Annotated in this window: 16 protein-coding genes; all 16 read right to left on the reverse strand. The window is 56.6% G+C overall.

Annotation, left to right across the window (positions count from 1 at the left end):
• Positions 1-11: 11 nt before the first annotated feature.
• Positions 12-347 (reverse strand): 50S ribosomal protein L23, encoded by a 336-nt coding sequence (locus HNR55_RS01805; RefSeq protein ID WP_048852979.1) that lies wholly within the window; start codon positions 345-347, stop codon positions 12-14.
• The gene (rplD, locus tag HNR55_RS01810; protein ID WP_166110490.1) at positions 344-958 is read right to left on the reverse strand and encodes a 50S ribosomal protein L4; all 615 of its coding nucleotides are present in this window, start codon (positions 956-958) and stop codon (positions 344-346) included. Before rplD ends, HNR55_RS01805 begins: the two co-directional genes overlap by 4 nt.
• Before the next feature lie 4 nt (positions 959-962).
• The gene (rplC, locus tag HNR55_RS01815; protein ID WP_166110493.1) at positions 963-1,643 is read right to left on the reverse strand and encodes a 50S ribosomal protein L3; all 681 of its coding nucleotides are present in this window, start codon (positions 1,641-1,643) and stop codon (positions 963-965) included.
• Between the two features lie 10 nt (positions 1,644-1,653).
• Positions 1,654-1,962 (reverse strand): 30S ribosomal protein S10, encoded by a 309-nt coding sequence (rpsJ, locus tag HNR55_RS01820; RefSeq protein WP_007282720.1) that lies wholly within the window; start codon positions 1,960-1,962, stop codon positions 1,654-1,656.
• A gap of 104 nt (positions 1,963-2,066) precedes the next feature.
• The gene (gene tuf / locus HNR55_RS01825; RefSeq protein ID WP_166110496.1) at positions 2,067-3,257 is read right to left on the reverse strand and encodes an elongation factor Tu; all 1,191 of its coding nucleotides are present in this window, start codon (positions 3,255-3,257) and stop codon (positions 2,067-2,069) included.
• A gap of 90 nt (positions 3,258-3,347) precedes the next feature.
• Complete coding sequence (gene rpsG, locus HNR55_RS01830; RefSeq protein ID WP_059023537.1) at positions 3,348-3,824, reverse strand: 30S ribosomal protein S7; 477 nt, start codon at positions 3,822-3,824, stop codon at positions 3,348-3,350.
• Positions 3,825-3,838: 14 nt separating this feature from the next.
• Positions 3,839-4,210, reverse strand: coding sequence for a 30S ribosomal protein S12 (rpsL, locus tag HNR55_RS01835; RefSeq protein ID WP_003622698.1), 372 nt, complete (start codon positions 4,208-4,210; stop codon positions 3,839-3,841).
• Between the two features lie 340 nt (positions 4,211-4,550).
• Positions 4,551-8,726 carry a DNA-directed RNA polymerase subunit beta' gene (gene rpoC / locus HNR55_RS01840; RefSeq protein WP_166111239.1) on the reverse strand — a complete coding sequence of 1,392 codons (4,176 nt, stop codon included), beginning with the start codon at positions 8,724-8,726 and terminating at the stop codon, positions 4,551-4,553.
• Between the two features lie 93 nt (positions 8,727-8,819).
• Positions 8,820-12,992 carry a DNA-directed RNA polymerase subunit beta gene (gene rpoB / locus HNR55_RS01845; RefSeq protein ID WP_166110499.1) on the reverse strand — a complete coding sequence of 1,391 codons (4,173 nt, stop codon included), beginning with the start codon at positions 12,990-12,992 and terminating at the stop codon, positions 8,820-8,822.
• Positions 12,993-13,206: 214 nt separating this feature from the next.
• Complete coding sequence (gene rplL / locus HNR55_RS01850) at positions 13,207-13,581, reverse strand: 50S ribosomal protein L7/L12 (protein WP_166110502.1); 375 nt, start codon at positions 13,579-13,581, stop codon at positions 13,207-13,209.
• Positions 13,582-13,679: 98 nt separating this feature from the next.
• Entirely contained in the window at positions 13,680-14,198 is a 519-nt protein-coding gene (gene rplJ, locus HNR55_RS01855; RefSeq protein ID WP_166110505.1) for a 50S ribosomal protein L10, read from the reverse strand.
• Between the two features lie 282 nt (positions 14,199-14,480).
• Positions 14,481-15,173, reverse strand: coding sequence for a 50S ribosomal protein L1 (rplA, locus tag HNR55_RS01860; RefSeq protein WP_166110508.1), 693 nt, complete (start codon positions 15,171-15,173; stop codon positions 14,481-14,483).
• A 4-nt stretch (positions 15,174-15,177) separates the two neighbouring features.
• Positions 15,178-15,612 (reverse strand): 50S ribosomal protein L11, encoded by a 435-nt coding sequence (rplK, locus tag HNR55_RS01865; protein WP_166110511.1) that lies wholly within the window; start codon positions 15,610-15,612, stop codon positions 15,178-15,180.
• 106 nt (positions 15,613-15,718) lie between these two features.
• On the reverse strand, positions 15,719-17,287 hold the full coding sequence (locus tag HNR55_RS01870) for an efflux transporter outer membrane subunit (RefSeq protein ID WP_242005411.1): 1,569 nt from the start codon (positions 17,285-17,287) through the stop codon (positions 15,719-15,721).
• Between the two features lie 41 nt (positions 17,288-17,328).
• On the reverse strand, positions 17,329-18,642 hold the full coding sequence (locus HNR55_RS01875) for an efflux RND transporter periplasmic adaptor subunit (protein WP_184382511.1): 1,314 nt from the start codon (positions 18,640-18,642) through the stop codon (positions 17,329-17,331).
• Positions 18,639-21,812 carry an efflux RND transporter permease subunit gene (locus tag HNR55_RS01880; protein ID WP_166110517.1) on the reverse strand — a complete coding sequence of 1,058 codons (3,174 nt, stop codon included), beginning with the start codon at positions 21,810-21,812 and terminating at the stop codon, positions 18,639-18,641. Before HNR55_RS01880 ends, HNR55_RS01875 begins: the two co-directional genes overlap by 4 nt.
• Positions 21,813-21,854: the final 42 nt, after the last annotated feature.

A 21,854-nucleotide genomic window follows, 5' to 3' on the forward strand; every position in this document is an offset into this window, starting at 1 on the left:
TCTACCCTTGGTCACGCCAGCTTCGCGGTCAGGTCAATGGACTGACCTTCTGCAAGCTGAACGAACGCCTTCTTAACGTCAGAACGCTGACCAATACGCCCTTTAAAGCGCTTGGTTTTACCTTTCTGGACAAGGGTGTTGACGCCAACAACCTTGACCCCGAACAGCGTTTCCACCGCAACCTTGATTTCAGGCTTGCTAGCCGTCATTGCGACCTTGAAAACAACCTGATTTTTTTCAGAAAGCGCAGTCGCCTTCTCGGTGATGACAGGCGTCCGCACGATGTCGTACAGAGCCTCCCGAGAGAGACGCTCGGCTTTCTTGCGAATAGCAAGAATATTCGTCATGCCAGGCGTTCCTTCAGTCCTTCAAGGCCTGCCTGCGTGATGGCAAGCACCTCGTGGTTCAGAATGTCATAAACATTCGCGCCAATGGTCGGCAGAATGTCGATCTTCGGCAGGTTGCGAGCAGCGCGCACGAAATTTTCGTCCACGGATGCGTCCACAATCAGAGCCGAGCCCCAGCCGAGCCCCTGCAGCTTCTTGGCCAGTTCGCTGGTCTTGGTCACGCCGGAAGCGGTGTCCAGAACAACGAGCTTACCTTCAGCAGCCTTCTGCGACAGAGCAGAGATCAGGCCCAGACGACGCACCTTTTTAGGCAGATCATAACCATGATCACGCACAACCGGACCATGCACAACACCACCAGTGCGATACTGGGGAGCGCGCAGGGAGCCCTGACGTGCACTACCCGTGCCCTTCTGGCGATACGGCTTTTTGGTCGTGCCGGATACTTCGCCCATGCCCTTGACCTTGTGCGTACCAGCGCGGCGTTTTGCCAGCTGCCAATGCACAACGCGTGCCATTACATCTGCCCGGGGTGCTGCGCCGAAAATTTCTTCCGGAAGCGTAGCTGAACCAGCCGTGCCGTTATCAAGTGTCTTGATTTCGATTTCCATGATCTCAGGCCTCCGCCTTCACAGCTGCCGGATACGGCGCATCGCTATGGCGGGCTTTCTTGATCGCATCACGAATGAGAACGACACCATTCTTTGCTCCCGGAACGGAGCCACGAATCATGATCAGATTCTTTTCCGGATCGACCGCTGCGATTTCCAGATTCAAGGTGGTCACGCGTTCATCACCCAGATGACCAGCCATTTTCTTGTTCTTGAAGGTTTTGCCAGGGTCCTGGCGGTTACCGGTCGAACCATGCGAACGGTGCGAAATGGACACACCATGCGAGGCCTCAAGACCAGCAAAATTCCAGCGCTTCATGGCGCCAGCAAACCCCTTGCCCTTGCTTGTCCCCGTCACGTCAACCTTCTGGCCGACAACGAAGTGGGAAGCAGAAAGAACAGCACCGACTTCCAGTGTAGCGTCATCCGCCACCCGGAACTCACGAACCGTTTTCTTGGGTTCAACCTTCACGCGGGCAAAATGGCCACGGTTGGGTTTTGTTACGTTTTTCACCTTGGCGTTGCCCATACCCAGCTGGACGGCTACGTAACCATCACGCTCCTGAGTACGAACGTCTACCACCTGCACGTCATCAACGTGCAGAACGGTGACAGGCACATGAGTGCCGTCTTCCTTGAACAGTCGGGACATGCCCAACTTTTTTGCGATCAATCCGGTGCGCATCGTCTGGACCTTAAAGTTTGATCTCGACATCCACGCCAGCGGCGAGGTCGAGCTTCATGAGAGCGTCCACGGTCTGCGGAGTGGGCTCAACAATATCGAGCAAACGACGATGAGTCCGAATTTCGAACTGCTCGCGGCTCTTCTTGTCAACGTGAGGAGAACGGTTAACCGTAAACCGTTCGATATGCGTCGGCAGCGGGATAGGACCCCGAACCCGCGCACCCGTACGCTTCGCCGTATTCACGATCTCTTTCGTGCTGTTATCAAGCACCCGATGATCGTACGCTTTCAGGCGAATGCGGATGTTCTGGTTGTCCATCTGTTTCTTAGTCCAACACTTTACTTATCCGGGTTTACCCGGCCGCCAAGTAAGACCCCAACCGAAGATCGGTCGGGGCCACTCAGTCTCTAATCCCTTATCGATTACTCGATAATGGAGGCAACAACGCCTGCACCAACGGTACGGCCACCTTCGCGGATAGCGAAGCGGAGACCTTCGTCCATGGCGATAGGAGCGATCAGCTCCACTTCCATGGCGCAGTTGTCACCGGGCATAACCATTTCCGTGCCTTCAGGCAGGTGCACAACACCCGTCACGTCAGTCGTACGGAAGTAGAACTGCGGACGATAGTTGGTGAAGAACGGCGTATGACGGCCACCTTCTTCCTTCGTCAGGATGTAGGCTTCAGCCTTGAACTTCTTGTGCGGCGTAATGGAGCCGGGCTTAGCCAGAACCTGACCACGCTCAACGTCTTCACGCTTCGTACCACGCACCAGAGCACCGATGTTGTCGCCAGCTTCGCCGCGATCAAGCAGCTTGCGGAACATTTCAACACCCGTAACGGTGGTCTTGATGGTGTCTTTCAGGCCGACGATTTCAACTTCGTCACCCACGTTGACAACACCACGTTCCACACGACCGGTCACAACCGTACCACGACCGGAGATCGAGAACACGTCTTCGATCGGCATCAGGAACGGACGATCAACCGGGCGTTCAGGCTGCGGGATGTACGCATCAACTGCGTCCATCAGGTCACGAACGCGGTTTTCACCAACTTCCGGGTCGCCGTCTTCCAGAGTAACCAGAGCAGAGCCCTTGATGACCGGAATATCGTCGCCAGGGAACTGGTAGGAAGACAGAAGTTCACGAACTTCCATTTCAACCAGTTCAAGCAGTTCAGGGTCATCAACCTGGTCAACCTTGTTCAGGAAGACAACCAGAGCCGGCACACCAACCTGACGAGCAAGCAGGATGTGTTCACGGGTCTGCGGCATCGGACCGTCAGCAGCGGACACAACGAGGATGGCACCATCCATCTGAGCCGCACCGGTGATCATGTTCTTCACATAGTCAGCGTGTCCGGGGCAGTCGACGTGCGCATAGTGACGGTTTGCGGTTTCATATTCCACGTGAGCGGTGGAAATGGTGATGCCGCGAGCGCGTTCTTCGGGAGCGGCGTCGATCATGTCGTATGCTTTGTACTCAGCGCCGCCGGTCTTTGCCAGGGTCTTCGTAATAGCAGCCGTCAGAGACGTCTTACCATGGTCAACGTGACCAATGGTGCCGATGTTGCAGTGCGGTTTATTCCGCTCAAATTTAGCCTTAGCCATTGTTTACTCCATGCCCCAAAAAATGTCCGGGATGCAGTTGTTATAAGTGCCCCAATCCCTCGACAAGAGGGAAAGCGGAACTTTCACGGATTACCAGCGATAATGACTGAATGCCTTGTTGGCTTCAGCCATACGATGCGTGTCTTCACGCTTCTTCACAGCCGCACCACGATTGTTCACGGCATCCAGAAGTTCGTTGGACAGACGGTCCTGCATGGTGTTTTCACCACGCTTGCGCGCTGCATCGATGACCCAGCGGATAGCCAGAGCCTGACGACGGTCAGTGCGCACTTCGACCGGGACCTGATAGGTCGCACCACCAACACGGCGGGAGCGGACCTCAACGGCCGGCTTTACGTTATCCAGAGCATTATGGAACAGCGCGATCGGATCGGATGCTGCACCATTGCGACGGGCCATGGCGTCAATCGCACCATAGACAATCTTTTCAGCTGTGGACTTCTTACCGTCGAACATCAGCGCGTTCATAAAACGCGTAATGACGACATCTCCGAACTTCGGATCGGGAAGGATCTCGCGCTTAACAGCACGATGACGGCGACTCATACCTTAACTTCCTCTTATTTCGGACGCTTGGCGCCATACAGCGAACGACGCTGACGCCGCTTGGCGATACCCTGCGTATCGAGAACACCGCGAAGGATGTGGTAACGAACACCCGGCAAATCTTTCACACGACCGCCGCGGATAAGCACAACACTATGTTCCTGAAGGTTGTGACCTTCACCAGGAATATAGCTAACCACCTCATAGCCATTCGTCAGACGCACCTTGGCAACTTTACGCAGTGCGGAGTTAGGCTTTTTCGGTGTCGTCGTATAAACGCGGGTGCAAACACCGCGCTTCTGGGGGCAGCCCTGCAGAGCGGGCACTTTGTTCCGCTTGACTGCAGGCTTACGCCCTTTGGCAATGAGCTGGTTGATGGTCGGCATGCGCCTTTCCCGATCCTTACACAGTTCGGTCGACCAGCCGCATCCTCTGCGGCCAGCCGACTTTCATTAAAAAGATCCCATCAGGCAACAACCCGAATGGGGCTATATTGGCATCCGGCTCCACTTCCCCCCGGAAGTCAGCCGCATGCTAAAACTCATACAGAGAACCTGAGTGCCCTGTTCATCAATAAAGATAAACAAAGCTGAGGGCTGCTAACTACAGCCCCCCCTACCAGAAGTCAAGCTTTACCCGGCGATTCTTTACGCGCCTGACTCAAGACCCATAAAAAAGGCCGGAGCATAGCCCCGGCCTTTTTCAACCTGTCTTTATAACAAAGACTTACTCAGCAGCCGTGCGGTTCACGCGCTGTTTGTCCTGCTCCGCAGCAATGGCGCGCAGGCGCTTCATGACACTCCCTGTCCCTGCCGGGATCAGACGACCCACAATCACGTTTTCCTTCAGGCCCATGAGCTTATCAACCTTACCGGCTGTTGCCGCCTCGGTCAGCACACGCGTGGTTTCCTGGAAGGACGCGGCCGAGATAAAGGACTGGGTCTGCAACGATGCCTTGGTAATCCCCTGCAGCACCGGCATGGCCAACGCGGGGCGCTCACCCGCATTGAGACATTTGGTATTTTCGGCATCGAACTCAAGCCGATCCACCGTCTCACCGATCAGGTAGGTCGTATCACCCGGTTCCAGAATTTCCACCTTCTGGAGCATCTGACGAACGATAACTTCAATATGCTTATCGTTAATCTTCACGCCCTGCAGACGGTAAACATCCTGAATTTCATTGATCAGGTAATCAGAAAGAGCCTCGACCCCCATGACCTTGAGGATATCATGCGGAACACGGGGACCATCAACCAGCGGATCGCCTTTTTCCACAAAGTCGCCTTCCTGTACGGAAATATGCTTGCCTTTGGGAATCAGGTATTCCTGCTCATGCCCTGTTTCGTCGTTTTTCACGACGATACGGCGCTTGGACTTGTAATCCTTGCCGAATTCAACGCGCCCTTCCATTTCCGCAATAATAGCGTGATCTTTGGGGCGACGCGCTTCGAACAGTTCCGCCACACGCGGCAGACCACCGGTAATATCGCGCGTTTTGGAACCTTCACGCGGCAGACGTGCCAGCACGTCACCCGCATTCACCTGAGCACCATTTTCAATAGACAGCAGTGTTTCAGGCGACAGGAAGTAGCGGGCTTCACCACCGTTATCCAGCTTCACCACTTCGCCGTTGGCATCCTTAAGCTGCACGCGAGGACGCAGATCAACGCCCTTGCCTGCCTGCTTGTAGTCAACCACCACCTTGGAGGTCAGGCCGGTCACTTCGTCCATACGCTCGACAAGCGTGATGGAATCGATGAGGTCCAGATATTCGATCTTACCGGCTTTTTCCGTGATGATCGGAAGGGTGTAGGGGTCCCACTCGGCCAGTTTCTGGCCACGAGCCACGGTAGCGCCTTCCGTTGTGAGCAGACGCGCACCGTAAGGCACACGGTAGCGGAATTTCTCCACACCTTTTTCGTCTGTCAACAGGATTTCACAGTTACGGGCCATAACGATTGGCACGTTCTGGCTGTTCTGCACCACGTTACGGTTGCGGATGACAATCTTACCATCGCGGGACGCTTCGATCATGGACTGTTCAGCACCACGCTGCGCCGCACCCCCAATATGGAAGGTACGCATGGTCAGCTGGGTACCAGGCTCACCAATGGACTGCGCGGCGATAACACCAACGGCTTCGCCGATGTTAACCGGCGTACCACGCGCCAGATCACGCCCATAGCAACGACCGCAAACACCAACGCGGCTGTCGCAGGTCAGCACGGAACGGATATGGATAACTTCCACACCCGAGGCTTCAATACGTTCCGCATCCGCTTCATCAACAAGCTGGTTACGGGCTGCAATGACCTTGCCAGTCGTGGGTTCCACAACGTCGGACGCCAGTGTGCGACCCAGAATACGTTCGGACAGGGAGGCAACGACTTCCCCACCATCCATCACCGCACGCACGGTCAGACCGCGCTCACTACCGCAATCTTCCTCGATAATGATGCTGTCCTGCGCCACGTCAACCAGACGACGGGTCAGATACCCGGAGTTTGCAGTTTTCAGCGCGGTATCGGCCAGCCCCTTACGTGCACCATGGGTGGACGTAAAGTAATCGAGAACCGACAGGCCTTCCTTGAAGTTGGCAATAATCGGCTGTTCAATAATTTCACCGGACGGCTTGGCCATCAGACCACGCATACCGGCAAGCTGCTTCATCTGCGCCGGCGACCCACGGGCCCCGGAGTGGCTCATCATCCACACGGAGTTGATGGGCTTGCCAACTTCCTGACGGGAAATTTCCTTGGTCATGGCCGCCTGCACTTCGTCCGTGCAACGTGACCAGGCATCGACCACTTTGTTATAGCGTTCGCCAGCCGTAATCAGACCATCCTGATACTGCTGTTCAAACTCTTTAACTTCAGCTGCGGTGCGATCGACCAGTTCTTTCTTTTCAGCGGGGATGATCATGTCATCCTTACCGAAGGAAATACCCGCCTTGGCAGCGTGGCGGAAACCGAGCGCCATCAGACGGTCACAGAAAATGACAGCCTCTTTCTGGCCGCAGTGACGGTAAACCGTATCGATCACGTCCGACACGGCTTTTTTGGTCAACTGGCGGTTGATCAGGGAGAACGGAATGGTTTCATGCTTGGGCAGGATCTGCGCGATCAGCACACGACCGGGTGTGGTCACGGCTGTTTCATAGACGCGCTTGCCATCTGCATCAATCTGCTCAAACCGGGCCCGAATCTTGTCGTGCAGTTTGAGCGCACCAGCATTGAGCGCGTATTCCACTTCCCCGATGGAAGAGAAAGACACGGCACCGGCTTTGACCAGTTCACCCGTTGTTTCGTCGTATTCGTTCCGGTCAGGCGTAACCTTGAACTCAGGCGTTTCCAGACTGAGGTAATACAGCCCAAGAACAATATCCTGAGACGGCACGATAATCGGCTTGCCGTTGGCGGGGCTGAGGATGTTGTTGGTCGACATCATCAGCACGCGCGCTTCAAGCTGGGCTTCCAGGCTGAGCGGTACGTGCACGGCCATCTGGTCACCGTCAAAGTCCGCATTAAAGGCGGTGCAGACCAGTGGGTGCAGTTGAATGGCCTTACCTTCGACCAGCACAGGTTCAAACGCCTGAATACCAAGACGGTGCAGGGTCGGTGCGCGGTTCAGAAGGACAGGATGCTCACGAATAACTTCTTCAAGAATATCCCAGACTTCGGGGCGTTCTTTTTCCACCATCCGCTTTGCGGCCTTGATGGTCGTGGCATGACCATACTTTTCCAGCTTGGCGTAAATGAAGGGCTTGAACAGTTCCAGCGCCATCTTTTTGGGCAGACCGCACTGATGCAGCTTCAGTTCCGGCCCGACCACGATGACCGAACGGCCAGAGTAGTCAACGCGTTTACCCAGAAGGTTCTGACGGAAGCGACCTTGCTTGCCCTTGAGCATATCAGACAGGGACTTGAGCGGGCGCTTGTTGGCACCTGTAATCGCACGGCCACGGCGACCGTTATCGAACAGGGCGTCCACAGCTTCCTGCAGCATGCGCTTTTCGTTACGCACGATAATATCGGGCGCGCGCAGTTCCATCAGCCGCTTGAGACGGTTGTTACGGTTGATAACGCGACGATACAGATCGTTCAGATCGGACGTTGCAAAACGCCCGCCATCGAGCGGCACAAGCGGGCGCAGTTCAGGCGGAATAACCGGAACCAGGTCCAGAATCATCCACTCGGGGCGTGCCCCGCTTTCCGAGAAAGCTTCGACCAGCTTGAGGCGCTTGACGAGCTTCTTGCGCTTGGCTTCGGACGTGGTTTCCTTGAGCGCCTGACGCAGTTCTACCTTTTCGGCATCACACTCAATGCGTTCAAGAACCTTCTTGATCGCTTCAGCGCCGATCCCGACTTCAATCCCTTCTTCGCCGTAATCATCCATTGCGTCGAGATACTGCTCTTCGCTCAGGAGAGAATACTGCTTGAGGGGAGACGTGCCCGGTTCAAGAACCAGATAGTTCTCGAAATACAGAACCTTTTCCAGATCCTTGAGCGTCAGGTCGACCATGAGGCCGATGCGGCTTGGCAGGGACTTCAGGAACCAGATATGCGCAACAGGGCTGGCGAGCTGGATATGACCCATGCGCTCACGGCGGACTTTGGCCAGTGTGACTTCAACGCCGCATTTTTCGCAGATAATACCGCGGAACTTCATCCGCTTGTATTTGCCGCAAAGGCATTCGTAGTCTTTGATCGGGCCAAAAATCCGAGCGCAGAACAGGCCATCACGTTCAGGCTTGAACGTACGGTAGTTAATGGTCTCGGGCTTCTTGATTTCACCAAAAGACCAGGACCGGATCTGCTCAGGCGATGCAAGCTGGATCTTGATCTGGTCAAAGGTCATTGCCTGGCCGGTCTGGCCAAGAATTTTCATGAGTTCATTCATGTGCAGAAGCCCCCAAAGGGAAATGGAGCGCTGGAGCAATGGCTCCAGCCTCCTTCTTGAAATAAGTACGGATTGTGGCGGGGAAAATCACCGTTAGTCTGCCCCCTGCTCCAACTCCACATTGAGGCCAAGGGACTTGAGTTCCTTGATCAACACGTTGAAGCTTTCCGGAATACCGGCTTCAAAGTCATCCTGTTCGCGTACAATCGCTTCATAAACCTTTGTTCGGCCAGACACGTCATCCGACTTCACGGTCAGCATTTCCTGCAGCGTGTAAGCAGCACCGTAGGCTTCGAGCGCCCACACTTCCATTTCCCCAAAGCGCTGGCCACCAAACTGCGCCTTACCACCCAGCGGCTGCTGCGTAACAAGCGAGTATGGACCAATGGAACGGGCATGGATCTTGTCATCAACAAGGTGATGCAGCTTGAGCATGTAAATGTAACCGACAGTCGTCTTGCGTTCAAACTGTTCGCCTGTCCGCCCATCAATCAACTGCGACTGGCCCGATTTGTTAACACCAGCCTTTTCCAGCATGGCTTCAATATCGGGGATGGAAGCACCGTCAAACACAGGGGTCGCAATAGGCACGCCCTTGCGCAGGTTATTGGCCAGTTCCACCAGTTCGTCGTTGTTCATGTTCGCAATGGCGTCGTCATAGACCTTGTCGCCATACACGTCTTTCAGACGGTCCAGCAGAGCCTGACGTTTTTCGCCCGTGCGCTGGTAGTCATCCACCAGTTCCCCAATACCACGGCCGATATTGGCACATGCCCAACCCAGATGCGTTTCCAGAATCTGACCGACGTTCATGCGCGATGGCACGCCAAGCGGGTTCAGAACCAGATCAACCGGCGTTCCATCTTCCAGGAACGGCATGTCTTCAACCGGAACCACGCGGGAGACAACCCCCTTGTTCCCGTGACGACCGGCCATTTTGTCACCCGGCTGAAGCTTACGCTTAACCGCGACAAACACCTTGACCATCTTCATCACGCCGGGTGGCAGTTCATCACCACGCTGGAGTTTTTCAACCTTGCTTTCAAAACGGGCCTGAATACGGGCAATAGCCGCATCAAACTCGCGCCGCAGGGTTTCAAGCTCTGCCATAACGCTGTCAGAGGTCACAACGATATGCCGCCACGTGGCGCGGGGCTGTTCGTCCAGAACATCCTGCGTGATCACCGTGCCGGAACGAATGCCCTTGTAGCCAGCACCGGCAGTCTGATCGAGCAGCTTTTCACGCAGACGGCTGTAGAAGGAACGCTCCTGAATGGCCCGTTCATCATCACGGTCCTTGGCCAGACGTTCGATTTCTGCGCGTTCGATAGCCATTGCGCGTTCGTCTTTATCCACGCCACGGCGGGAGAACACACGCACGTCAACAATGGTGCCCGTTGTGCCGGGTGGCAGACGCAGGGATGTGTCACGCACATCGGATGCTTTTTCACCAAAAATGGCGCGGAGGAGTTTTTCTTCCGGCGTCATCGGGCTTTCGCCCTTTGGTGTAACCTTGCCGATCAGGATATCGCCGGGGTTAACCTCGGCACCAACATAGACAATCCCCGCTTCGTCGAGGTTGCGCAGGGCTTCCTCGCCAACGTTGGGGATGTCACGGGTGATTTCTTCCTGACCCAGCTTGGTGTCACGGGCCATGACTTCGAATTCCTCGATATGGATCGAGGTAAACACGTCATCCTTGGCAATCCGTTCGGAAATCAGGATGGAGTCTTCGAAGTTGTAACCGTTCCAGGGCATGAACGCGACCAGCACGTTACGGCCCAGAGCCAGTTCACCCAGCTCCGTGGAGGGACCATCGGCAATAATATCACCCGCGCTGACCTGATCGCCCACATGGACCAGCGGACGCTGGTTGATGCAGGTGGACTGGTTGGAGCGTGAGTATTTACGCAGGCGATAGATATCGACCCCCTGCGTGGCACCGCTGGCATCCGTCGAGCGCACAACAATACGGGCACCGTCAATCTGGTCCACAACACCATTGCGCTTGGCAACAATGGTTGCACCGGAATCGCGTGCAACAGCCGCTTCCATACCCGTACCAACCAGCGGCGCATCCGAGCGCACCAGCGGTACAGCCTGACGCTGCATGTTGGAACCCATGAGTGCGCGGTTCGCGTCATCGTTCTCAAGGAACGGGATGAGTGCTGCTGCAACAGAAACAAGCTGTTTGGGCGATACGTCGCAGGCAGTCACTTCGGTCGGGGGAACCAGACGGAAGTCACCGTTACGGCGGACAGAAACAAGATCACTGGTCAGCGCACCCTGATCGTTCACCTTGGCGTCAGCCTGAGCAACAACCAGCTTTTCCTCTTCCATGGCGGAGAGGTATTTCCAGCCGTCCTGCAACACGCCGTCCTTGACCAGACGATACGGTGTTTCGATAAACCCGTATTTGTTCACCTTGGCGTATGTGGCCAGCGAGTTGATCAGACCGATGTTCGGGCCTTCAGGCGTTTCAATCGGGCAGATACGGCCATAATGGGTCGGATGAACGTCACGGACTTCAAAGCCTGCACGTTCACGCGTCAAACCACCCGGACCCAGTGCGGAAAGACGACGCTTATGCGTGACTTCGGACAGCGGGTTGGTCTGGTCCATGAACTGGCTGAGCTGGGATGAGCCAAAGAACTCACGCACAGCAGCAGCGGCAGGCTTGGCGTTGATCAGGTCATGCGGCATGACCGTATCAATATCCACCGAACCCATGCGCTCACGAATGGCGCGCTCCATGCGCAGCAGGCCGATACGATACTGGTTTTCCATCAGTTCGCCCACGGAGCGGACACGACGGTTCCCCAGATTATCAATATCGTCGATCTGACCGCGTCCATCCTTCAGGTCACACAGAACCTTGATGGTGCGCAGGATGTCTTCCTTACGCAGAACGCGCACGGTGTCTGGCACATCAATGTCCAGACGCATGTTCATTTTCACACGACCGACAGCCGACAGGTCGTAGCGGTCTGCGTCAAAGAACAGACCCTGCAGCATGGCTTCGGCCGTTTCCGCCGTTGGCGGTTCACCGGGGCGCATGACGCGGTAAATGTCGATCAGCGCTTCATCACGGCCGCTGTTTTTATCAACGGTCAGCGTGTTGCGGATCCACGGCCCCTTGGCGGAATCAATAGCCAGAACCGGCAGTTCGGTAATTCCGGCTTCTTCAAGGGCTGCCAGACGGGCTTCGGTGATTTCCTCACCGGCTTCACCGTAAATTTCGCCGGTGTTCATGTTGACCATGTCATGAGCGATAAAGCGCCCGATCAGATCAACTTCACCCACCAGCACTTCGCGGGTCTTTTCAGCAATCTTGCGAACCAGACGTGCCGTCAGCTTTGTTTCGGCATCGGCCACAACTTCACCGGTTTCGGCATCCACCAGCGGCGCCAGCAGCTTGAGACCACGGAAAGAATCCGCATCAAACGGACGCGCCCAGCCCTTGGCGGACTTGGTGAAGGTGACTGTGTCGTAGAAATAGCCGAGGATTTCATTGGCATCCATGCCATGAATATCCAGCGCATCCACATCCCCACCTTCAGCCAGCTTTGCCTTGCGCGCAGCGGCCGAAGCAGCACCTTCGAGCGCATAAAGCAGCGTGGTAACGGGCAGTTTACGCTTGCGGTCAATACGGACGTACAGCAGATCCTTGGCGTCGAATTCGAAATCCAGCCAGGAGCCACGGTAAGGAATGACGCGCGCTGCAAACAGGTATTTGCCCGACGAGTGCGTTTTACCCTTGTCGTGATCAAAGAACACCCCGGGAGAACGGTGCATCTGGCTGACAATAACGCGCTCGGTACCGTTAACGATAAAGGTACCGTTATCGGTCATGAGCGGCATGTCGCCCATATAAACCGGCTGCTCCTTGATGTCGCGAATGGAGCGCGAACCCGTGTCTTCATCCACATCCCACACGATCAGGCGCAGGATAACCTTCAGCGGCGCGGAGAACGTGAGTCCACGCTGAATGCATTCCTCAACATCGTATTTCGGTTCTTCAAATTCGTAGCTTACGAATTCCAGACGACCACGACCGGCAAAGTCATTGATCGGAAATACGGAACGGAATACCTCCTGCAAACCCGTAGCCGTACGCGCATCAGGCGACACATTGGCCTGAAGAAACGTCTCGTAAGACGCGCGCTGCACATCTATCAGGTTCGGCATCGGGGCGATTTCGGGAATCCGCCCGAAACTCTTGCGAATCCGCTTCCGTCCTGTGAACGATTTGGTGATTGCGTTCATCGTCGCTCCTGCCCCGCCCTTATCTCGGACCATCAGGCTCGTGGTCTGCCGCGAGCCTGATGGTCCGACCTACTTTCGGCCAAAACCAAACCGGATTTACCCGGCTACCTGCTCCAGATCAACCTGAAACAGGCAAACGGGCGGAGGCATACACCCCCACCCGAGAACCTCAATTTCCTTCACCCCACCGCATATGGGCGGGACCAAGGCAATCTTACTTAACTTCGACGGTTGCGCCGTTATCTTCAAGAAGCTTCTTGATTTTGGCGGCTTCGTCCTTGTTGACGCCTTCCTTGACGGTCTTGGGAGCGCCTTCAACCAGGTCCTTGGCTTCCTTCAGACCCAGACCCGTGATGCCACGGATTTCTTTAATCACGTTGATCTTCTTTTCGCCAGCGGCGGCCAGAATAACCGTGAATTCGGTCTGCTCTTCAGCAGGAGCAGCAACAGCGCCCGGAGCAGCAGCAGCAACTGCAACAGGAGCAGCAGCGGAAACGCCCCACTTTTCTTCGAGCAGCTTGGAAAGTTCAGCAGCTTCAAGAACGGTCAGAACGGACAGTTCGTCAACAAGCTTAGCAAGATCAGCCATAGTCAGACTTCCTAATATAAACACTGGTTAGCAAAACGCAACCTCCACACAGAGGCTACGCGTATTTCTTGTACATACCCCCATCAGGGAGCATGTGGTCAGGCAGCTTCACCCGTTTTGGCATAGGCCCCAAAAACACGAGCAAGCTGGCCAGCCGGCGCCTGAACAACACTGGCGATGCGCGTAGCGGGCGTGGAGATAAGACCCACGAGCTGCGCGCGCAGCGTGTCGAGCGACGGCAGCTCGGCGAGAGCCTTGATCCCAGCTACATCAAGTACCTGAGAACCAAGAGAACCACCAAGCAGCTCAAGCTTGTCATTGGTTTTGGCGAACTCAACGATCACCTTCGCCACTGCTACAGGTTCGTCCGCCCACGCAAGCGCGGTCGGCCCCGTCAGCAACGGCGCGATGCCGCTGAACTGGGTCCCATCCAGGGCGAGAGTTGCCAGCCGGTTTTTGGCAACCTTGTAGTTTGCACCCGCTGCCCGCACCTTGCGTCGCAGATCCGTCACATCAGCTACGGTCAACCCTTTATTACGGGTAACCACAACCATGGACGTTTCGGCGAACACGGCGGCCAGAGAGGCAACAAGGGCCTTCTTTTCCGTACGGTCCAAATCCCGTCTCCGTCTTGTTCCATCAGGTCTGAACCTGACAGAACGGGTTGCCCTTTAGGTTCTGCAACAAACAGAACCCGCTCGCCTGTCCTTGATAAACGGAATATCTGGCACTGCCGAAAATTCTCAGCCTGCAACCAGCATCCCCGTCTTACCACGCGCCAGCCCCGAAGAGCCGATTAAGAGCAAACTCACGTGTGGTCTCGGACAGGTATAAGAAGTGGTAAACCACTCCTTCATGCACCAGACCAGCCGCAAGGGCCAGTCTGGCAACATTCTTGCTCAGCCTGCGAAGGCAGAGACGTCCACCTGTACACCCGGCCCCATTGTGGAGGTCAGGGCAGCTTTCTTCAGGTAGGTGCCTTTGGCGCCGGTCGGGCGGGCCTTCTGCACGGCATCAACAAATGCGCGCACGTTTTCAGCCAGCTTGTCCGCACTGAAGGAAGCCTTGCCAACACCAGCATGGATGATACCGGTCTTTTCAGCGCGGTATTCAACCTGACCGGACTTGGCTGCCAGAACGGCCCCCTTAACGTCCATGGTCACAGTACCCAGCTTGGGGTTGGGCATCAGGCCACGCGGACCGAGGATCTTACCCAGACGACCCACCAGAGCCATCATGTCCGGCGTTGCAATGCAGCGGTCGAAAGCGATTTCGCCAGCCTGCACCTGCTCCATCAGATCTTCCGCGCCAACAACATCCGCACCGGCGGCCTTGGCTTCTTCAGCCTTGGGGCCACGTGCGAACACGCCAACACGCAGGGTCTTGCCCGTGCCGTTGGGCAGGGACACAAAACCACGGACCATCTGGTCAGCATGACGCGGGTCAATACCCAGATTCAGGGCGATTTCAACCGTTTCGTCAAACTTTGCAGTTGCGTTGTCTTTGACGAGGGAAACAGCTTCGTCCAGACCGTATGCCTTACCGGCAACAACCTTGGCGCGAGCAGCCGCAAGACGCTTGTTCTGAGCCATAATCTTAGCCCTCCACCACATCAAGACCCATGGAGCGGGCAGAACCCACCAGCATGCGTACGGCGCCGTCAATGTCGTTTGCGTTCATGTCCTGCTGCTTCTGTTCAGCAATTTCACGCAGCTGAGCCATGGTCACCTTACCCACAGCGCCGCCCTTGCCAACCGTCGGGCTACCTTTGGAAATCTTGGCGGCCTTGAGCAGGAAGTAGGTGTTCGGCGGGGTTTTGGTGATGAAGCTGAACGTACGGTCAGCATAGGCAGTGATCACCACAGGAATCGGCATACCAGGTTCAAGGCCCTGGGTCTTGGCATTAAATGCCTTGCAGAATTCCATGATATTCAGACCGCGCTGACCCAGAGCCGGACCAACCGGCGGTGAAGGGTTTGCTTTACCAGCGGGAATCTGAAGCTTGATGTAGCCAACAACTTTTTTGGCCATATCCGGGACTCCTCAAAAATGTACCCGGACCGCGGTTCTTAACGATTCCGGCCTGCACACAAGGCGCTGGCAGAAACCTCCCGCGTTCCGATCAGGAAAAGCGCGCTTACCTGTGCGCGGCATGACTGTCAAGAGGGACACGTGCTTTTGCGCTACCGCTCAGGTCCATGCTGGCCGGGTCACGCACGGTTGTAATACCGCCCGCAGCCGGAGCCTGACGCAGATTGCTGTACTGCAACGGCTTGAAGGGCATAAGCACACTCTCACCCGTCGGCAACTGGTCACGGGACCATCCGCCACCCAGAGCGCGAATCAGTTCCACGCGGGCATCAATGGCACGCGTGCAGGTCTGCACCAGAGCGATGCGGGCATTCAGGGCGGCAACCTGCGCCACCACAACGTCCAGATAATTGGTAAGCCCACCTGTATAAAGCGCCATGGTCATGCCCTGTGTGCGCACTGCGGCATCTACTGCACTGGACTGCTGGCCTACCTGCACCTTGAGCCTGTTGACACGGGTCAACCCATCTTCAACCTCCTTGAAGGCGTCCAGCACCGTGCTGCGGTACAGGTCCTCCTTCTCGCGGTACTGCGACCAGCTGCGTTGCAGGTCCGCGCGACGCAAGCCACCCTGAAAGAGCGGAAGAAGTGCCTGTGCTCCAAACTGGTACATGGAGTTGGAAAGCGATGCGAGGTCGAACCCGTTATCCATAAATCCGGTCGTGGCGTTAAAGGTCACATGCGGGTAAAATGCGGCACGGGACACACCTATCGCCCTGTTGGCCTGCGCCATACGCCGCTCCGCCGCGGCAATATCGGGCCGCCTTTCCAGCAGGGTGGATGGCAGGGCAACCGGCAATGGCCCCTGAGCGAAGGTCAGGGTGCTCACCGGTGCAATATGGAAAGTAGCGGGTGTCTGATTGACCAGCACGGCAATGGCATGCTCCATCACGTCACGCTGGGTGCGGATGTCGGTCTCCTGCGCCTGTGTGGCATAAAGCTGCGCCTCAGCGCGGGAGACATCCATACCCGGCGCAATGGCCCCAGCCAGACGCATGTTGGTAATCTGCACCGCTGTTTTGTAGTAGCGGATGGAATCCTGATAAACCGCGTCCTGCGCGTCCAGCCCGCGCAGCACAACGTAATCGCTGGCAAGCTCGGCCTGCAGGCTCAGCTTTGCTGCTGCATAATCCGCCGCACGTTCCTGCACGTTCTGCTTTGCCATGCGCGTCTTGTTCCGGATGGCGGACCAGAAATCCGGCTCCCATGTCGCCGAACCCGAATACTGCTCGGCGGACATATACATGGGGCCGGTGGAGCCTGCTCCACGCCACAGGCGATGGTCCGACCCCTTGTACTTTGCCCCGCCAGCCATACCGCCAATTTGCGGGTACAGTCTGGATTTTGCCTCCATGGCCAGATCCCGCGCCTGAAGAAAAGCCTCCGCCTGCGCCTGAAGATCGGGGTTAAGGCGCATGGCCTGTTCCTCCAGATCATTCAGGAGGGGGTCTCCCAGCACAGCCCACCAGTTCGGGTTGAGCGCTGTATCCACCCCACCAGCGGGCTGCATGACACCACCGCCCTGCCAGTTATCGGGGTAGATAAACGTGGCAGGCTTGTAGCGTGGCGCCATGTCGCACCCAGCCAGAACCGACAGGAGGCAGCTCCCAAGCATGAAGCGTGCGGCAAAAACCCGGCTACCCTGCGCCCTGCCCTTCATGGACGCCCCCCGGATTCCGGCATGGGTCGGTTATCTTCGGGCATGGCGCGGGTATCGTCCCGGCTTGTATTCGCAGCCTTTGCCGGGGGTGCGGGAGGCATATTGTAACCGGGAGTGCCTTTAACAATCCGCACCATCTGCCCATCCAGCAGTCCTGCGGAAGGGTTGTTGATCACCCTGTCGGTTTTTTTAACCCCGCGCAGCACCTCCACCGTTGTCCCCAGATCACGCCCAAGCGCCACATTGACCAGATGCACATGGTTGCTGTCATCCACCAGAGCGACCTGCGTTCCTTCCTGCCGGAACACAATCGCCCCCTCGGGCAGAATAAGCTGGTTCGGGTCAGCAGGTGCGTGGAAGGTGGCTGTGGCAAAGGAGTTCGGCCACAGTTCACCGCTCTTGTTATCCAGCACCAGTTCGGTTGTAACCGTGCGGGTATTGGGGTTAAAGGCGCTCGCTGTCGCCAGATAGCGTGCCTTGAACGTACGCTCGGGGTATTGCGGCACAATCAGGTCCGCCTGCAGGCGGGGAGAGATAATATCCGCGTAATCCTGCGGCACGGCCACAAACACGCGCATGGCATGCACATCCGCGACGCTGAACAGTTCCGTGGCATTCCCGCGGGAATCCACATCTCCGCGTCCAGCGTTAACGTAATCCCCCACATCGGCCATACGCGATGTGACGATACCGTCAAACGGTGCCACGATTTTTTTAAACCCTTCAAGGGCGGCATAACGCTCAACATCATGCTGGGCGGCTTCGACCTGCGCCTTCTGGGCCTCGGCATTGGCGGCCTGAACATCAACCTCCTGCTGGGAGACTGCCTGCGTGCCCTGCAGGGCCTTCCAGCGCCGTGCGGTAATCTGGGCCAGCTTGTAGCGGGCCAGCGCCACGTTGTAATTGGCCTGGGCTGCGGCGTACTGGGCGTCGAGGCCGGGCGTGTCAATTTCGGCCAGTACGTCTCCCGCTTTTACGTGCGCGCCAAAGTCCTTGTACCACATTTTTACGTAGCCCGAGACCTGTGCATAAATCGGGGCCTGGTACCATGCCGCAATATTGGCAGGCAGCGAGAGTTCACGCTCATCAGGCGCCTGCTGCGGGTAAATGACCTGCACAACGGGCACCGCATCCTGCGCCGTTTCCTGCGCCAGCTGCACATAGGCCGAATGTCTTTGCACAAGCCCTACAATGATGAGGAAGCCTGCCACGCCCGCGACAACAGCAAACCCCATTTTTCTTTTACGGGCAGCTACCGCAGCTTTAACCTTGGCGTCCACGCCACCCGTCTTGTCGTGTTCCGGGGTCATACGCCAGCTTCCTCTTCTTTTGTCGTCGGTACTTCTTTTTTGTTGTGCAACATTGCAAACACGCAGGGAACAAACAGTAGCGTCGCCACCGTCGCCACCAGCAGTCCCCCCATGACCGCCTTGCCCAAAGGCGCGTTTTGCGAGTTGCTCAAAGACATGGGCAGCATGCCGATAATCATGGCGGATGCCGTCATCATCACCGGGCGAATACGCTCGAACCCTGCCTCAAGCGCTGCCAGAATGGCATCTCCATGCTCATCAAGCCGCTCACGCGCAAACGCCACAACCAGAATGGCGTTGGCCGTGGCCGTACCCATGCACATGATCGCACCCGTAAGCGCTGGAACAGACAGGGTTGTATGTGTGAGGAACAGGCTCCACGAAATACCCGCCAGCGCGCCGGGCAACGCCGTGATGATAATGAACGGGTCCAGCCAGGACTGAAAGTTGACCACAATCAGCAGGTAAACAAGCAGGACAGACATAGCCAGCCCGGCCAGCAACTGCGCATAGGCGCTGTTCATGGTCACGGCCTGTCCGCGCACGGTCAGCGATGTGCCACGCGGCAGGTCGGGCCTGAGTTCATCCACGATCCGCACCACCTCGCGCGAGACGGTACCCAGATCGATCCCCTCGTTCGAGGCATAGACATCGAACACGGGCATGATGTTGTAATGCGCGACCTCGGCCGGGGTCCCGACCTGTTCGATCTGACTCAGCCCACCCAGAATCTGCGGGGGCTGCCCGCTGGGATTACCGTCCCCCTTATCAATCGGGGTGATTTCCAGATCATTCAGGGTCTGGAGGAAGGAAGCAGGGGTCTGGATATCAATCAGGTGCGAAACGCCGGTCTTGGTATCCAGCCAGTAAACCTGCCCGACCTGCGAACTGCCCGAAAGCGAGACCAGCACGTTATCGGCCACATCCGCCTCACGGATACCCGTACCCAGCGCATACATGCGGCGTGCATTCACACGCAGGGTTGGCGTGGTCATGGGTTCCTGCACCGAAATATCGGTCAGGCCGGTCACATGCCGCAGCCGCTCCGCAATGCGGTTGGCAACATGGAAATTGGCCCGCAGGTCACGCCCGACCACCTGCACATCAATCGGGGATGGCAGGCCAAAGTTCAGGATCTTGGCTGTCAGGTCCCCCGGCAGGAAGGAGAACTGGGTGCCGGGGAATTTTTCGTTCAGGCTACGCCGCAGCAGGCGACGATATTCCGCCACAGGAGCGGCTTCGTCCTTAAGTGAAATGGTAATGTCACAATCCTGCGTCCCCACGGTTGGCGTTGGAATATAGGCCATGTTGAGCGCGCTGAACGCCAGACCGCAGTTATTGACAATCCCTTCCACCTGCCCGGGCAGCGTATGTTCGACCTCCTGATCCACCAGTTGGGAAATCTTTCCGGATTCCTCCAGCCGCGTGCCAATGGGTGCACGCATATGCAGGGCAATGACATCCGAATTGACCTCGGGAAAAAAGTTCTGTCCGACAAAAAACAGCAGCCCCAGAGACCCGAACGAACACAGTACGAATACAGGAATAAACGTCCCCCTCACCTCAATCAGATACGTGAGCAGGCTATGGTAGCGGTGACGGAAGGCTTCGAACCCACGTTCAAAGCCCCGCTGGAACCGGCCAAAAACCGTTTTGGGTTCCTGCGGGCCGTGCGCATGGGCTGCCACCTGTGCTGCCAGCATGTACTTGGCCATGGTCGGCACCAGTGTGCGCGAGAGAATGAACGATGCAAGCATGGCAAAAATAATGGCTTCAGCCATGGGCATGAACAGCCAGCCAGCAACACCGGTAAGCTGGAACAGCGGCATCCACACAATGCAGATACACAGCGTGGAAACAAAGGTTGGAATAACAATCTGGTTGGCCGCGTCCACAATGGCGGTTTCCAGATCCTTTTCCATTTCCAGATGCGCATCAATGTTTTCGATCATGACCGTGGCGTCATCAACCAGAATACCAACGGCCAGCGCCAGCCCGCCAAGGGTCATGACATTGATGGTCTGCCCAGCCCAGCCCAGCCCGATGATCGAACACAGCATGGCCAGCGGAATGGAGGTGGCAATAATAACGGTAGAACGCCACGACCCAAGGAACAGCAGCACCACAAGCCCGGTCAGGAAGGCGGCGGTTACCATTTCGCGCACAACGTCCCGCACGGACTCCTTGACAAAGGTCGAGGCGTCATTGAGCACGCGGATGCTCACACCGGCCGGGAGGGTCTGCACAATGCCTGGCAGCAGTTTTTTAATGCCCGCCACCACATCCAGTGTTGAGGCATCCCCACTCTTCATGACCACGATCAGAACACCCTGCTGGCCCTTGACCAGCACAAGGTTGGTCTGCGGTGGACCACCCTGATGCACCCACGCCACGTCGCGCAGGCGGACCACGGCGTGCCCGACCTGCTTGATGGGAATATCGTTCAGTTCATCCAGTTCCCGCGGGGCGGCATTGGTCTGCACCATCCAGTCAAACGGGCCAATACGCTGGTCCCCGGCAGGTAGCACAATGTTCTGGCTGTTCAATGCGCGGGAGACATCCACCGGGGAAAGGCTGTGCGCCAGCAGCTTGACCGGGTCCAGATCAACCATGACGTTACCCGGCTTGCCCCCATACGGATTGGGAATGGCCGCCCCTGCAACAGATACCAGCGCGGGCCGGATGAGGTTGGAGGACATGTCATAAATCTGGGACGCCGTCATGGACGTGGACGCGACCTGCAACGTAATCACCGGCACGGAGGACGCGTCATACGCCAGAACAAGTGGCGGCGTGGAGCCGGTTGGCATCTGCTTGATCACGGTCTGGGAGACGGATGTGATCTGGGTTTGCGCAACGGACGTGTTTGTACCGGGCTGGAAAAAGATTTTAACAATCCCGCGCCCGTAATAGGACTGGCTTTCAATGTGTTCGATATTATTCACGGTCGCGGTAAGTGCGCGCTCGTAATAATAGACCACACGACCCGACATATCCTCGGGCATAAGCCCTGTATATTGCCAGATGACAGCCACAACAGGGATACGGATACTGGGAAAAACGTCCGTTGGCGTGGAGAAAATACCCTTAATTCCAAAAACCAGAATCAGGATGGACAGCACAACAAAAGTGTATGGTTTTTTGAGTGCTACAAGAACAATCTGGTTCATTCACCTGACCCCTGACTAAAAACGGGTCCGGTCATCATTCTG

The organism is Acetobacter lovaniensis (assembly GCF_014207635.1).
Classification (GTDB): domain Bacteria; phylum Pseudomonadota; class Alphaproteobacteria; order Acetobacterales; family Acetobacteraceae; genus Acetobacter; species Acetobacter lovaniensis.

Coding starts and splice junctions, on each gene's coding strand:
- HNR55_RS01805 (WP_048852979.1), bottom strand. CDS start 347: ATGACGAATATTCTTGCTATTCGCAAGAAAGCCGAGCGTCTCTCTCGG.
- rplD (WP_166110490.1), bottom strand. CDS start 958: ATGGAAATCGAAATCAAGACACTTGATAACGGCACGGCTGGTTCAGCT.
- rplC (WP_166110493.1), bottom strand. CDS start 1,643: ATGCGCACCGGATTGATCGCAAAAAAGTTGGGCATGTCCCGACTGTTC.
- rpsJ (WP_007282720.1), bottom strand. CDS start 1,962: ATGGACAACCAGAACATCCGCATTCGCCTGAAAGCGTACGATCATCGG.
- tuf (WP_166110496.1), bottom strand. CDS start 3,257: ATGGCTAAGGCTAAATTTGAGCGGAATAAACCGCACTGCAACATCGGC.
- rpsG (WP_059023537.1), bottom strand. CDS start 3,824: ATGAGTCGCCGTCATCGTGCTGTTAAGCGCGAGATCCTTCCCGATCCG.
- rpsL (WP_003622698.1), bottom strand. CDS start 4,210: ATGCCGACCATCAACCAGCTCATTGCCAAAGGGCGTAAGCCTGCAGTC.
- rpoC (WP_166111239.1), bottom strand. CDS start 8,726: ATGAATGAACTCATGAAAATTCTTGGCCAGACCGGCCAGGCAATGACC.
- rpoB (WP_166110499.1), bottom strand. CDS start 12,992: ATGAACGCAATCACCAAATCGTTCACAGGACGGAAGCGGATTCGCAAG.
- rplL (WP_166110502.1), bottom strand. CDS start 13,581: ATGGCTGATCTTGCTAAGCTTGTTGACGAACTGTCCGTTCTGACCGTT.
- rplA (WP_166110508.1), bottom strand. CDS start 15,173: ATGGCTCAGAACAAGCGTCTTGCGGCTGCTCGCGCCAAGGTTGTTGCC.
- rplK (WP_166110511.1), bottom strand. CDS start 15,612: ATGGCCAAAAAAGTTGTTGGCTACATCAAGCTTCAGATTCCCGCTGGT.
- HNR55_RS01870 (WP_242005411.1), bottom strand. CDS start 17,287: ATGCTTGGGAGCTGCCTCCTGTCGGTTCTGGCTGGGTGCGACATGGCG.
- HNR55_RS01875 (WP_184382511.1), bottom strand. CDS start 18,642: ATGACCCCGGAACACGACAAGACGGGTGGCGTGGACGCCAAGGTTAAA.
- HNR55_RS01880 (WP_166110517.1), bottom strand. CDS start 21,812: ATGAACCAGATTGTTCTTGTAGCACTCAAAAAACCATACACTTTTGTT.